General features: G+C 71.2%; 10 protein-coding genes. 6 read left to right on the top strand and 4 right to left on the bottom strand.

Annotated features, from left to right (window positions below):
* Window positions 1–13: 13 nt before the first annotated feature.
* Window positions 14–1333, bottom strand: a complete 1320-nt coding sequence (locus tag C7474_RS12065) for an ABC transporter substrate-binding protein (protein WP_121060298.1) — start codon at window positions 1331–1333, stop codon at window positions 14–16.
* 287 nt (window positions 1334–1620) lie between these two features.
* On the opposite strand from C7474_RS12065, the gene C7474_RS12060 reads away from it, so the two are divergent.
* The 3 genes from C7474_RS12060 (at window position 1621) to C7474_RS12050 (ending at window position 7146) form a co-directional block, all read left to right on the top strand.
* Window positions 1621–2649, top strand: coding sequence for a LacI family DNA-binding transcriptional regulator (locus C7474_RS12060; protein ID WP_121060297.1), 1029 nt, complete (start codon window positions 1621–1623; stop codon window positions 2647–2649).
* Window positions 2646–4781, top strand: a complete 2136-nt coding sequence (locus C7474_RS12055; RefSeq protein WP_121060296.1) for an alpha-galactosidase — start codon at window positions 2646–2648, stop codon at window positions 4779–4781. Before C7474_RS12060 ends, C7474_RS12055 begins: the two co-directional genes overlap by 4 nt.
* A gap of 142 nt (window positions 4782–4923) precedes the next feature.
* Window positions 4924–7146, top strand: a complete 2223-nt coding sequence (locus tag C7474_RS12050) for an NADP-dependent isocitrate dehydrogenase (protein WP_121060295.1) — start codon at window positions 4924–4926, stop codon at window positions 7144–7146.
* A gap of 78 nt (window positions 7147–7224) precedes the next feature.
* Here C7474_RS12050 and C7474_RS12045 read toward each other — a convergent pair whose 3' ends face one another.
* The 3 genes from C7474_RS12045 to C7474_RS12035 all read right to left on the bottom strand — a co-directional run bounded on the left by C7474_RS12045 (window position 7225) and on the right by C7474_RS12035 (window position 10353).
* Window positions 7225–8193, bottom strand: a complete 969-nt coding sequence (locus C7474_RS12045) for an acetylxylan esterase (protein WP_121060294.1) — start codon at window positions 8191–8193, stop codon at window positions 7225–7227.
* Between the two features lie 123 nt (window positions 8194–8316).
* Window positions 8317–9759, bottom strand: a complete 1443-nt coding sequence (locus C7474_RS12040; protein ID WP_241965229.1) for a L,D-transpeptidase family protein — start codon at window positions 9757–9759, stop codon at window positions 8317–8319.
* 147 nt (window positions 9760–9906) lie between these two features.
* Complete coding sequence (locus C7474_RS12035) at window positions 9907–10353, bottom strand: hypothetical protein (protein ID WP_121060292.1); 447 nt, start codon at window positions 10351–10353, stop codon at window positions 9907–9909.
* A gap of 184 nt (window positions 10354–10537) precedes the next feature.
* Here C7474_RS12035 and C7474_RS12030 point away from each other — a divergent pair, with 184 nt between their 5' ends.
* From C7474_RS12030 to C7474_RS12020, 3 genes are read left to right on the top strand one after another with little or no spacing between them, the layout of a single operon-like run.
* Window positions 10538–11659 (top strand): ROK family transcriptional regulator, encoded by a 1122-nt coding sequence (locus C7474_RS12030; RefSeq protein ID WP_121060291.1) that lies wholly within the window; start codon window positions 10538–10540, stop codon window positions 11657–11659.
* Between the two features lie 58 nt (window positions 11660–11717).
* On the top strand, window positions 11718–12674 hold the full coding sequence (locus C7474_RS12025; RefSeq protein ID WP_241965228.1) for an ROK family protein: 957 nt from the start codon (window positions 11718–11720) through the stop codon (window positions 12672–12674).
* A complete protein-coding gene (locus C7474_RS12020; protein ID WP_121060290.1) occupies window positions 12667–13446 on the top strand; it encodes a glucosamine-6-phosphate deaminase in 780 nt (259 codons plus the stop codon). The genes C7474_RS12025 and C7474_RS12020 overlap by 8 nt, the downstream gene beginning before the upstream one ends.
* The last annotated feature ends 32 nt before the right edge of the window (window positions 13447–13478 follow it).

Genomic DNA, 13478 nt, shown 5'->3' with positions numbered 1-13478 from the left:
CCGTGTGCGGGCCTCAGCCCGCGATCTTCTCCACCGAGGCGCCCCACGCCGTGTTGAGCTCGGCGAAGTAGCTCTCCTTGTCGCCGCCGGCGGCGCCGCGGGCGATGTCGATGAGCTTCTGGCGGTAGATCGGGCCGTACAGGTCGACCTTGGAGTCGTCGGCGATCTCGTTGATGAGGCCTTCCTTGCCGGCCGGGGCCGGGTTGATCTCCATCAGCTCGACGCCCGCGTCGGTGAAGCCCTGCAGGTTGGGCGGCAGGTCGGCGCTCTTGAGCGTCGAGATCATGCCCTGATCCTCGGTGTAGCCGGACTTCTCGACGAGGAACGTGATGAACGCCCACGCCGCGGCCTTGGCCTTGGAGTGCTTGCTCACCGCGAGGTTGTAGTCGCCGCCGATGACGGCGTACTGCTGGCCGTCGACGTTGGCGGGGAACGCCATGTAGCCGATGTCGTCGGCCGAGGCGCCGTTGTCCTCCGCGGCGGTCTGCATCTGCGAGATCGCCCACGAGCCGAGCGTCATGGTCGCGATCTTGCCGGTGCCGAGGTCGACCTTGGACTGCTCCCAGTTCGTGGTGAGCGGGTCTTCTTCGGTGAGGCCGGCGGCGACGGAGTCGAACAGCAGCGAGTCGATCGCGTAGACGTCGGTGCCCTCGGTCCACGGTGCCGGGTCCTCGGCCATCGTGACGGGGGCGTCGGGGTCGTTCGTGACGACGCCGAGGTTGCCGAAGCTCTGCGTGAGCGGCCAGCCGTCCTTGTAGTTCGTGTAGAGCGGGATGGCGTCGGTGTTGTCCTTGATCTTCTGCAGATCCTCGAGCCATTCCTCCTCGCTCGTGGGCGGGGTCGTGATGCCGGCCTCCTCCCAGATGCGCTTGTTGTAGACCACGCCGTTCGCGTTGCCGCCCCAGGCGATGCCGTACTGCGTGCCGTCGTAGCTGGCGGCGGGGAGGAAGCGGTACTTCTCCTCGAAGCTCGACGTGTCGCCGAGCGGCTCGAGGAACTGGTCGTACTGCTCGGGCTTGATCGCCGGGATGCCGATCACGTCGCCGTAGTTGCTCGTGCTCATGCGGGTCAGCATCTCGCCGGCGTAGTCGGTGATGCCCTCCACCGTGACGTTCACGTCGGGGTACTCCTCGTTGAACGCCGCGATCCAGGTGTCGTAGGTGCCGTCCTCGACGAGATCGGTGCGCCAGGTGACGACCTTGACGTCGCCCTTCACCTCGCCGTCGATCGTGTTGTCGGGGTCGGCCGAGCCGCCTCCGCCGCCGGCGCAGCCGGCCAGTGCGATGCCCGCGGCGACGAGCCCCGCGATGGCGACGAATGTCTTGCGTGCCATGTGTTCTTCTCCTTGTCAGGTTCACCCTTGAAACCGCCACGTGCCGCCCGCGCGTCATCGTCGAGGGGCTCGCGGGGCCCACCGTAGACCGCTTGCGAGGCCGCACACAAGGGTGGAATGTCAACGCTGTCTCTTCGTGTCCGATCGGAACTGGAAAGCATGGAACTAATTCTGATCGGGGATTTAGGGCGGCGCCGTCGCGTCGGCCCAGGCCGAGATGTCTCTGAAATGTCCATCGTCGTCATTCCGCATTCTTCCTGCTAACCTGACCACGGACGGGAGGACCGATGACGGTTCAGCAACGCGCGACACTCGACGACGTCGCACGACTGGCGGGGGTCAGTTCCAAGACGGTCTCGCGCGTGTTCACGCAGCGCGAGCTCGTGGCGCCGCAGACGGTGGAGCGGGTCCTGACGGCGGCCAAGCGTCTGCGCTTCCGGCCCAACACGCTCGCGCAGGGCCTGCGGCGCGGCGGCGGTACCAAGACGGTCGGCCTCATCATCGGCGAGCTGGGCAACCCGTTCTACTACAAGGTCGCCGCCGGCATCGAGAAAGAGCTCGCCGCCCACGGGTTCAGCCTCGTCGTGGCGACCACCGACGACACCGAGGAAGGTGAGGGTCGCGTCGCGGACGCCCTCCTGTCGCAGCGGGTGGGGGCGCTGCTGCTGATCCCGGTGAGCGAGGACCAGTCGTATCTCGAGGGCGAGCGCCAGCTCGGCACGCCCGTGATCGCGATCGACCGCCCCGCCCGCAGCCTCGTGGCCGATTCGATCGTGCTCGACAACCGGACGGGAGTGCTCGAGGCGACGCGTCGCCTCACCGCGCGCGGGCACCGCCGCATCGCCTATATCTGCAATCCCGCTTCGGTGTACACGCAGGCCGAGCGGCTCGCCGGCTACCGGCAGGCGATGGCCGAGGCGGGTGTGGTCGACACCTCGCCGTGGGAGGTGCTGCGCGATGACCTCGCGCTGGATCCCACCGTCATGGCGCGCTCCCTGTTCGACCGCCCCGACCGGCCGACCGCCCTCATCACGGGGAACAACCGGATGACCATCGGCGCTCTGCGCGCGCTGCGCGCGGCGGACGACGCGGGCCGCACCGCCGTCATCGGGTTCGACGACTTCGACACCGCAGACGTGCTCGGGGTCACCGTCGTCTCCTACGATCCGCTCGAACTGGGACGGCAGGCGGCGCGACTCGCGATCGAGCGGATCGCCGACCCGTCCGGATTCACCCGTCAGATCACGCTGCCCACCTGGATCGTCGAACGCGGTTCGGGGGAGCGTCCCCCTCTCGACACGCAGGAGAACGTATGACACCCACCGACGTCGTCCTCGAATCCGACGGTGTGGCACTCGTCGTGGAGGTGCCCGCCCGCGGGCTTCCGCGCGTGCTGCACTGGGGAGCGGGACTCGGCCCGCTGACGCCCGCGGACCTGCGCGCGCTCGCGCAGGGCTCGAGTCGGCAGACGCCGCCGGGCACGCTGGACGCCGCGTGGGAGGTCTCGGTCGTGCCCGCCGAGTCGGATGGATGGACGGGGCGTCCCGGCCTGCAGATGCGCGACAGCCGCGGCATCCTGGTGCCGGTCTGGGAGGTCGAATCCCTCGAGACGCAGCGTGACGCCCTGGCCGTCACCGCCCGCGACGCGAGGTCCGGTGTCGAGCTCACGTGGCGCGCCCGCATCGGCGCCGGCGGGGTGGTGTGGGTCGATGCCGCGCTGCGCAACGGCGGCGCGACGCCCGTCGAGGTCGAATGGCTGGAGGCGACCCTGCCGGTGCCGACGTCCACGACCCACCTCACGACCTTCGACGGCCGATGGACGAGGGAGAAGCGGCCCGTCACGACCGTCGTCCCCGCCGGAGCGGTCGCACGGCAGTCCCGGCGCGGCAGGCCCGGCCATGACGCGCCCACCGCCGGCATCCTCTCGGTCGGGGAGCCGCGCTGGGGGAGCGGCGCCCTGTGGGCGGTGCACACCGCCTGGTCCTCCGACGTCACATACCGCACCGACCGCGTCACCGACGCGGTCACCGTGCTCGGGGCCGGTGAACTGCTGCGCCCCGGCGAGATCGTGCTCGCAGCGGGCGAGGAGTACGCCGCGCCCTCGACCGCGTTCGTCCACAGTGCCGAGGGCCTCGACGGCATGGCGGCCCGCGTGCACGCCTTCCTGCGTGCGCGCCCCCGGCATCCGCGCGCCCCGCGACCGCTGACGCTGAACACGTGGGAGGCGGTGTACTTCGACCACGACCCCACGCGACTGATCGCGCTCGCCGAGCTCGCGGCATCCGTCGGGATCGAGCGGTTCGTGCTCGACGACGGCTGGTTCCAGGGGCGCCGCGACGACACCACGAGTCTCGGCGACTGGATCGTCGACCGCACCGTCTGGCCCGACGGTCTCGGTCCGCTCGCGACGCGGGTGCACGAGCTCGGCATGCAGTTCGGCCTGTGGTTCGAGCCCGAGATGGTCAGCCTCGACTCCGATCTCGCGCGTGCGCATCCGGACTGGCTCCTGCACGATGCGCCGTCGCTGCAGCACGATCCGGCGCTGTCGTGGCGGTCGCAGTACGTGCTCGATCTCGCGCATCCCGGCGCCTACGCACACGTGCGCGACCAGATCTCGGCGCTCGTCGCGGACGTCGGCATCGACTTCATCAAGTGGGATCACAATCGCGACCTCGTCGACAGTCGTCACGAGGGGCGGCCGGGCGGGCACGCCCAGATGACCGCCGTCTACCGGCTGTTCGCCGAGCTCACCGGCGCGCACCCCGGCCTCGAGATCGAGTCGTGCTCGAGCGGGGGTGCCCGCACCGACCTGGGGATCCTCGAGGTCGCCGACCGGGTCTGGGCGAGCGACTCGAACGATCCCGTCGAGCGCCAGGACATCCAGCGGTGGACGGGGCTGCTCCTGCCTCCCGAGCTCATCGGCGCCCACGTGGGGCCCGAGGCCTCCCACAGTTCGGGGCGGGTCACCGACCTCGCCTACCGGATGGCGACCAGCCTGCTGGGATCGGCCGGGTTCGAAACGGACCTCGCCGCCCTGTCGACGGATGACCTCGCCGTCGTGCGGCGCTTCGCCGCGCTGTACCGAGAGCTGCGACCCGTCGTGCACACCGGGACCGTCTCCCACCCCGACCTGCGCGACCCGGCGTGGCGCATCACCGCCTTCACCGCGCCGGACCGCGCCGAGGCCGTGGTCGTCGTCGCGACCGTGCGCAGCCTGGAAGATGCCCGCCCCGAACGTCTGCGGCTGCGGGGCCTCGACCCCGACGCCCGGTACCGCGTGCGGCTGCGCGACGAGATCGGCCCGGCCCGCAGCGCCTCGTGGATCACCCCGGAATGGTTCTCTGCCGGCGTGATCGACCTGCCCGGCGCGGTGCTGCGCGAAGTGGGCCTCCAGCTTCCCGCGCTGTGGCCGGCACAGGCGTTCGTGCTGCATCTCACCCGGCTCTGAGCGTCGGGGCGTGCGGCCGCCGCCGACCGGCCGCCGAGATATCTCGACATCAAGAGACTTTGCCTCGGTGCGTTAGGCTGGGACCCGACCCCGCGACGCTCGAACAGCGGCCGCTGCGACGCTCGAGACAGAGAGATCAGACGTGCCTGAGTCCACCATCATCTACACGTACACCGACGAGGCTCCGGCGCTGGCGACCGCCTCGTTCCTGCCCATCATCCAGGCCGTCACCGGTCAGGCGGGCGTCGAGATCGAGACCCGCGACATCTCCCTCGCCGGGCGCATCCTCGCCGCGTTCCCGCAGCGTCTCACGCCCGAGCAGCAGGTCGGCGACGCGCTCGCCGAGCTGGGCGGCCTCGCCACGCTCCCCGAAGCGAACATCATCAAGCTGCCCAACATCTCGGCGTCCATCCCGCAGCTGAAGGCGGCCATCGCCGAACTGCAGGCGCAGGGCTACGACATCCCCGACTACCCGGACGACGCCGCCTCGATCGAGGACAAGGACATCCGCGCCCGCTACGACCGCATCAAGGGTTCCGCCGTCAACCCGGTGCTGCGCGAGGGCAACAGCGACCGCCGCGCGCCGCTGTCGGTGAAGAACTACGCCCGTAAGCACCCGCACCGCAACAAGGCGTTCGCCGCCGGATCGAAGACGCGCGTGGCGACGATGGGTCACGACGACTTCAAGAGCAACGAGAAGTCGTGGGTCGCCGCCCACGACGACGTGCTCAGCATCCGCCACATCGCCCAGGACGGCACCGTCACGGTGCTCAAGGAGGGTCTGAAGGTGCTGCCGCGCGAGATCATCGACGCGACGTTCCTGTCGGCATCCGCCCTCGACGCCTTCCTCGCCGAGACGCTCGCCTCCGCGAAGGCCGACGACGTGCTCTACTCGGTGCACCTCAAGGCGACGATGATGAAGGTCAGTGACCCGATCATCTTCGGCCACGTCGTCAAGGCGTACTTCGCCGAGCTATTCCAGACACACGGCGCCGCGCTCGCCGCCGCCGGCCTCACCCCGAACAACGGTCTCGGCGCGATCCTGTCGGGCCTGGACGCCGTCGACGGCGGCGCCGCCATCCGCGACGAGGTCAACGCGGCGCTCGCCGCCGGTCCGCGACTGTCGTACGTCAACTCCGACAAGGGCATCACGAACCTGCACGTGCCCAGCGACGTCATCGTCGACGCGTCGATGCCGGCGCTCGTGCGCAACGGCGGCAAGCTGTGGGGTGTCGACGGCGGCGAGGACGACACGCTCGCCGTCATCCCCGACTCGTCGTACGCCGGCGTCTACCAGGCGGTCATCGACGACGTCATCGCCAACGGCCCGCTCGACCCGGCGACCATCGGCACGGTCCCCAACGTCGGCCTCATGGCGCAGGCGGCCGAGGAGTACGGCAGCCACGACAAGACCTTCGAGATCGCCGCGCCCGGCACGGTGCAGGTGCTCGACTCCGACGGCACCGTGCTCATCGAGCACGAGGTCGGCACCGGCGACATCTGGCGTGCGACGCAGACCAAGCACATCGCCGTCATGGACTGGGTGCGCCTGGCCGTCTCGCGGGCGAAGGCGACCGGCTCGCCGGCGGTGTTCTGGCTCGACCAGAACCGTGCCCACGACGCGCAGCTGATCGCGAAGCTGCACCAGGCGCTGGCGACCCTCGACACGACCGGCGTGCAGATCACGATCCTGCCGCCGGCCGAGGCCACGCGCTACTCGCTCGCGCGCATGCGTCAGGGCCTGGACACCATCTCGGTCACCGGCAACGTGCTGCGCGACTACCTGACCGACCTGTTCCCGATCCTCGAGGTGGGCACGTCGGCCAAGATGCTCTCCATCGTGCCGCTGCTCGCGGGCGGCGGTCTGTTCGAGACGGGCGCCGGCGGCTCGGCTCCCAAGCACGTGCAGCAGCTGCTCGAGGAGGACTACCTGCGCTGGGACTCGCTCGGCGAGTTCTTCGCCCTCGCCGCGTCGCTCGAGCACCTCGCCCAGCGCACCGGCAACGCCCGCGCGCAGATCCTCGCCGACACGCTCGATGCCGCGACCGGCACGTTCCTCGAGAACGACAAGTCGCCGGGTCGCGCCCTCGGCACGATCGACAACCGGGGCAGCCACTTCTACCTCGCGCTGTACTGGATGCAGGAACTCGCGAAGCAGACGGCCGACGCCGAGCTGGCGGCCGCCTTCGCGCCCGTCGCCGAGCAGCTCACCGCGCAGGAGCAGACCATCGTCGCCGAGCTGAACGCGGTGCAGGGCGAAGCCGTCGAGATCGGCGGGTACTACCACCCGGATGCCGCGCTCGTGGCCGCGGTCATGCGCCCGTCGCAGACGCTCAACGCGATCGTGGACGGCCTCCTGGCCTGACACTTCGTCGCACGGACAGGGGCCGGATGCTGTGGCATCCGGCCCCTGTCCCGTTCCTGCCCGCGCAGGTGCGCGGCGTCAGACGCGGGCGGCGAGGAAGGCGGCCTGGCGGAGGAACTGCACGGTCTGCCCGCCCTCGTGGTCGTTGTAGGGGTAGACCTCGATCTGCTTGTCGTCGGTGCGGTAGTGGTTGAAGGCCGCGTAGACGGTGGACGGCGGGCAGGTGAAGTCCATGAGGGCGACCGAGAACAGCGTCGCCGACGTCGCCCGCTTCGCGAAGTTCGCGCCGTCGAAGTACGAGAGCGTCTCGAACACCCGGTCTTCCGCGCCGCGGTGCACCGACAGGTAGCGCACGACCTCGTTGTACGGGTCGCGGTCGGTGAGGCCGATCGCGCGCTCGAAGTGGCAGAGGAACGGCACCTCGGGCAGCGAGGCGACCAGACCGTCACTGAGCCCGGCCGCGGCGATCGCGATGCCGCCGCCCTGGCTCGCGCCGACGACCGACACCCGGGCGGGGTCGATGCCCGGCAGCGTGCGCACGGCGTCGACGGCGCGCGCGGCATCCGTGAACACGCGGCGGTAGTAGTACGCGGCGGGGTCGTCGATGCCGCGGGTCATGTAGCCGGGGAAGGCGGCGCCGGAGCCGTGCGGATCGGGGGTGTCGCCGCCCGTTCCCCACGCCGAGCCCTGCCCGCGGGTGTCCATCACGAAGTGCGCGTACCCGGCGCTGGCCCAGCCGAGCTTCTCGCCGATGACGCCGCGGCCGCCGCCGTAGCCGATGTACTCGACGACGACGGGAAGCGGGCCGTCGACCCCGCGCGGGGTGATGAGCCAGGCCTTGACCGGGTCTCCGGCGAAACCGGGGAAGGTGACGTCGGAGACGTCGACGGTCGTGAACGGATGCGGCACCGGGGTGACGGTGACGCCGCCACCCGCGGCGCGCGACTGCGCGAGCGTGGACTGCCAGAATGCGTCGAAGTCGGCGGGCTCCCTCACCTCCGGGAGGTAGGCGGCGAGCTCGGCGGGGGACAGGTCGAAGCGGGGCATGCCCTCATGCTAGACCCGCGTGGCGAAGCGCTTCGACATTCGGATGCCGGCCGAAGCGCGACCTGCAGCCCGAGACTTCCAGGAGTCCGGGCGGCAGGTCGCAATTGGATGCGGGTCAGCGCGTCAGGAGTGGATCCAGACGTCGACGCCGTTGGGCGACCAGTCGTAGATCTGCTTCGCGCGCGCGTTGGGCATGCCGACGCAACCGTGGCTCATCGGCGTGCCGAAGTTGTTGTGCCAGTACACGCCGTGGAAGGCCTGGCTGCCGTTGAAGTACATGATCCAGCGGATGTTGGGGACCTCGTAGTTCCAGTACGGGTCGGTCGCCGAGGTCGAGCTCATTGTCTGCACCGTGTAGTGGCTGTTGACCTTGAAGTGCCCCGTGATCGTGGGGGAGCGCGACTCGCCGCTGGAGATGGCCCAGGAGTCGACGACGACGCCGTTCTCCTTCATGTAGAGGCGCTGCTCGCTGAGGTCGACCTCGAGCAGACGCGCGAGCGTCGTCGTGGTGACCGGCGTGACCTCGACCGGCAGCGAGTACACGCCGTTGCCGGAGGCGAGCTGGGTCGCGAAGTCCTGCGCGACGTTCGTGGTGTCGCCGAGCACCCGGCCGTCCGCGCCGGCGACCGTGGTCTCCAGCACCGTGCCGTCGGAGTCGGTGATGACGGTGCCGTTGACCGGCGCGCGGTCGACCAGCGGCTTCAGTCCGTCCACGGCGCCCTGGATCTTGGCGGGGTCGGCGGTGACGGCGAACTCGCCGTCGGCGCCGGCGGTGACCGTGATCCAGCTCGCGGCGGTGGCGGCGTCGACGGGGACGGTGCGCTCCTCGCCGACGTAGAAGCCGACGTTCGCGAGCATGCCGTTGAGCGACTGCGCGATGCCGTCGGCCTTCGCCGTGGTCGTCGTGGAGGGGACCGGCGCCATCTCGGGCTCGACGACGGCGGCGGTCGTACCGGCGTCGAAGGCCTGCTCGAACGAGGTGCGCAGCGCATCGACGTCGACGCCCTCACCGTCCACGGCGGGGGTCACGACGTAAGCGGCACCGTCGAAGGAGACGGCGGCGGGCGTGGCGTCGATGTACAGGTCGGGCGCGGCGGCCGTCAGCGCCGCCGTGGCCGCGTCGGCGTCGAGGGTGACCGGCGCGTCGATCGGGTCGCCGAACCACTGCGAGACGTTCCACAGCGGGCGGTCCTCGAAGGCGGTCTTGGCGAGGGCGTCGGCGTCGACCGTCGCGCCGAGGTCGCTCGCCGACACGGTCGAGCCGCCGTCGCCGAGCGTCACGGTGCTCGAGGCGAGGCGCTGCTGCACGGCGTCGGTCGCCGCTCCCGCAGTCATGAACCCGACCGGGACCCCGGCGATCGAGGTGCCGGGGGCGATGAGCACGGCCGACGCGACACCGGCACCGGCCAGGACCAGCGCGGAGGGGATGCCGATCCACAGCGCGAGGCGCAGCGTGCGGTTCTTCGGCTTCGGCTCGGCCGGCGCCCACTGCACGGGCTGGTCGCCGGAGCCGTTCGGCTCGTCGGCGTCTGCCCCGAACTCGGGCTTGGTGGTCAGGTCGGTCACGGCGTCTCCCCCCGGAATTGGCGCCACGGCGCTCCCTCATGGTAATGGATGCCGGCGCGCGCGCGATCCGGAGGGCGCCGGAGGTGACCGATCGTCACCGTCTCGTGACGTGGACGTGACGCGGTCCGACGCGGGCGCGACGCGGGATCAGCGGCAGAGGGCGGCGAACTCTCCGAAGGCGTCCTGGATGTCGGCGGTCGGCGCCTGCAGGTCGCCGACGCGTCCGAGGTCGCCGCCGGCGACGGCGCCCATCACCTCGGCGGCGGTGGCGAAGTCCTGCTGCAGGCGGGGGAGGAGGGCGCCCACCTCGCTGTCCGACACGGCGTCGGCGGCGGTGCCGAGTGAGGAGGCGAGATCGTCGAACGCCTGCGCCGCGGCCTGGGGGTCGGTCGGATCGACCTTCTGGAACGCGTCGACGGCGCCGGTGACGGCATCCTCGACGGCCGCGCACGCGTCGGCCGTCGTCTGCGTGTCGGGCGCGGTGGTGGACTGCGGTGCGGAGGTGCTCCCGGCCGTCGGGTCGGCGGTGCAGCCGGCCAGGAGTACGGCGCCCAGGGCGGCGGCGGTCAGTGCCAGCGGAAGTCGGCTGCTCACGGAAGTCCCTCCCTGCGCACCCGGACGGCCGCGCAGTGGCCCACGGTAGCAAGGCCGCCTGACCGGATGCCGACCCGCCGACATCCCGCATCCGTCGCCGCCCCGGACGCCACGCGGATGCTCCACGGATGCCGCGGGCGCGGCGCACTTGCGCGGAATCGATTCGTAAGGTTCACTAACAAATATGGACACGATCACCCCGCCCGCTCGCGACGCCGCGAAGGTCCTCCCCGAGCACGCGCGCACGCACAACCGGGCGCTGATCCTGCAGACGCTGTTCCATCAAGGGGCGATGAGCCGGGCCGATCTGTCCCGCGCGACCGGTCTCACGCGGGTCACGGTCTCCGACCTCGTCGCCGCGCTCATCGACGACGATCTCGTCGTCGAGGGCGGCCTGCGGCCCGCATCCGGCCCCGGCAAACCCGCCGTGCTCGTCGACATCGCCCGAGACGGCCACCGCATCATCGGGCTCGACCTGTCGCGCTCCGACCGGTTCGTCGGCGCGATCATGACCCTCGAGGGCGAGATCCTCACGCGGGAGGAGCGTCCCGTCCCGGCCGGCGCCGATGCGAGCCTCGCCGCGGCCACCGCGCTCGCCCGCGACCTCGCGGCGGCGGCCGACGCCCCCGTGCTCGGGATCGGGGTGGGCTCGCCCGGCATCGTCGATGATCAGGGCGTCGTGCTCGTCGCGCCCAACCTGGAGTGGACAGGGGTCGGCCTGCAGGAGGAGATCGCCCACGCGACCGCGCTTCCGGTGACGGTCGCCAACGACGCGGATGCCGCAGTGCTCGCCGAGTACACGCTCGGCGGTGCTGCCGGCGACGTGCTGCTCGTGCGCATCGGCCGCGGTGTCGGCTCCGGACTGCTCATGAACGGTCGGCCCATCCGCGGCAGCCACTTCGCCGCCGGTGAGATCGGTCACGTCACCGTCGGCACCGACGGCGGACCGCGCTGCGCGTGCGGCAAGACCGGCTGCCTCGAGGCGTGGCTCGCCGTTCCGCAGCTCACCGCCCGCATCGAGGCCGACCCCGCGGCGCGCGAGGAGATCCTGCGTGACGCGGGCGAGCGTCTCGGCATCGCGCTGGCGCCCGTCATCGGTGTGCTCGACCTCGCCGACATCGTGCTGTCCGGCCCGACCGATCTGCTGTCGGGCGTGCTGCTGGAGACCGCCGCGCTCACGGTGCGTGCCCGCTCGCTCGCCCGCTTCCACGACGCCGTGCGCATCGGGCTGAGCCCCCACGGTGAAGACGACGTGCTGCGCGGCGCCGCGGTGATGGTGCTCTCTGCGCGCCTCGGCGTCTCGTGACCGTCCTGCCGCCCGCCATCCCGCCTGCCGTCCCACCCGCCCCGCCGAGTATCTCCCCGTGACCTCCCCTGCCCCTGCCCTGCGTGTCCTCCGACTCGGGTTCGACGTCGGCGGCTCGAAGATCGACGCCGTCGCCGCGACCGACACCGGCGAGATCGTGCGCCGCGTGCGCCGCTCCACCGGCTGGGGCGCGGATGCCGTGGTCGGCGCCGTCGCCGAGACCGCGGTCGCGATGGCCGACGACCTCGGCGTGCCGACCTCGGCGTTCGCGTCGGTGGGCGTCGGCATCCCCGGGCAGGCCGACGCCGACCAGCGCACGATCAGCCACGCCGTCAACCTCGGCATCGAGCGGCTCGACCTCGCCGCGGCGCTGGAGCCTGTGCTCGGCACGCGCGTGCGCACCGAGAACGACGTCAAGGCCGCCGCCCTCGGCGCGGCGAAGCTGCACGGCCGCCCCGGCACGACCGCCTACCTCAACATCGGCACCGGCATCGCCGCGGGGTTCGTCACCGACGGCGTGCTGTGGCGTGGCGCACGCGGCACCTCGGGCGAGGTCGGCCACATCGTCGCCGACCCGAACGGTCCGCTCTGCCGCTGCGGTCAGCGCGGCTGCATCGAGATGTACGCCGGCGGCGGCGCGATCGCCCGGCGCTGGGGGAAGGACGTCGCCTTCCCGGTCGTCGACGTCTTCGACGCGGCGGATGCCGGCGACCCCGAGGCCGTCGTCCTGCGTGACGGGATCGCGTTCGGTGTGGCCTCCGCGCTGCGGTTGATCGCGCTGTCGATCGATCCGGATTTCATGGTGCTGGGGGGAGGCGTGACCGCCCTCGGCGACCGTATGCTGACTCGCGTGATGGCCGAGCTGGAGCGGGCGGCCGAGGCGTCGCCGTTCCTGGCGTCGCTCGATCTGTCCTCCCGCGTCTCGGTGCTGCCGGCGCGCTCTCCCGTCGCCGCGCTCGGGGCCGCGCTCATCGCCGTCCACCCCCACGAACAGGAGGCTCACGCCCATGGCTGAGATCGTCATCGTCCCGTCCCCCGCCGATGCCGGCATCCTCGTCGCCGACGAGATCGTGAAGCTCATCGCCTCGCGCCCCGACGCGGTGCTCGGTCTCGCGACCGGCTCGACCCCGCTCCCCGTCTACGAGGCGCTGCGGCCCCGGCTCGCCGGCGTCGACGTGTCGCAGGTGCGCGGCTTCGCCCTCGACGAGTACGTGGGCATCGACCCGCAGCATCCGGAGAGCTACCGGTCGGTCATCACCAAGGAGGTCGTCGAGCCGCTGGGCCTCGACCCCGCGCGGATCCACACGCCCAACGGTGCGCTCGAGACCATCTCGCACGCCGGTGAGGACTACGAGCAGGCGATCGCCGCCGCCGGCGGGGTGGATCTGCAGATCCTCGGCATCGGCACGTCGGGGCACATCGGCTTCAACGAGCCCGGCTCGTCGTTCGCATCGCGCACGCGCGTGAAGACGCTGATCCAGCAGACGCGCGAAGACAACGCGCGGTTCTTCGATTCGATCGACGAGGTGCCGATGCACTGCATCACGCAGGGCCTCGGCACGATCCTCTCGGCGCGGCACCTCTTCCTGCTCGCGTTCGGCGAGAGCAAGGCGCACGCCGTCGCCGGCGCGGTCGAGGGCCCGGTGTCGTCGTCGCTGCCGGGATCGGCGATCCAGCTGCATCCGCACGTCACGGTGGTCGTCGACGAGGCCGCCGCCTCGCAGCTGCAGAACGCCGACTACTACCGCTACGCGTACGCCAACAAGCCCGACTGGCAGGGTCTCTGACCCGCCGAGCTCGCCGCTTCCGCGCTGAGTTC

The organism is Microbacterium telephonicum (assembly GCF_003651225.1).
Taxonomy (GTDB): domain Bacteria; phylum Actinomycetota; class Actinomycetes; order Actinomycetales; family Microbacteriaceae; genus Microbacterium; species Microbacterium telephonicum.
Note: the sequence above shows the minus strand (reverse complement) of the source record. Positions and strands in the feature narration are given on the sequence as shown.

Bases quoted from the DNA above. Each gene is read 5' to 3' on its own strand.
- C7474_RS12065 (WP_121060298.1), bottom strand. From the start codon at position 1,333: ATGGCACGCAAGACATTCGTCGCCATCGCGGGGCTCGTCGCCGCGGGC.
- C7474_RS12060 (WP_121060297.1), top strand. From the start codon at position 1,621: ATGACGGTTCAGCAACGCGCGACACTCGACGACGTCGCACGACTGGCG.
- C7474_RS12055 (WP_121060296.1), top strand. From the start codon at position 2,646: ATGACACCCACCGACGTCGTCCTCGAATCCGACGGTGTGGCACTCGTC.
- C7474_RS12045 (WP_121060294.1), bottom strand. From the start codon at position 8,193: ATGCCCCGCTTCGACCTGTCCCCCGCCGAGCTCGCCGCCTACCTCCCG.
- C7474_RS12030 (WP_121060291.1), top strand. From the start codon at position 10,538: ATGGACACGATCACCCCGCCCGCTCGCGACGCCGCGAAGGTCCTCCCC.
- C7474_RS12020 (WP_121060290.1), top strand. From the start codon at position 12,667: ATGGCTGAGATCGTCATCGTCCCGTCCCCCGCCGATGCCGGCATCCTC.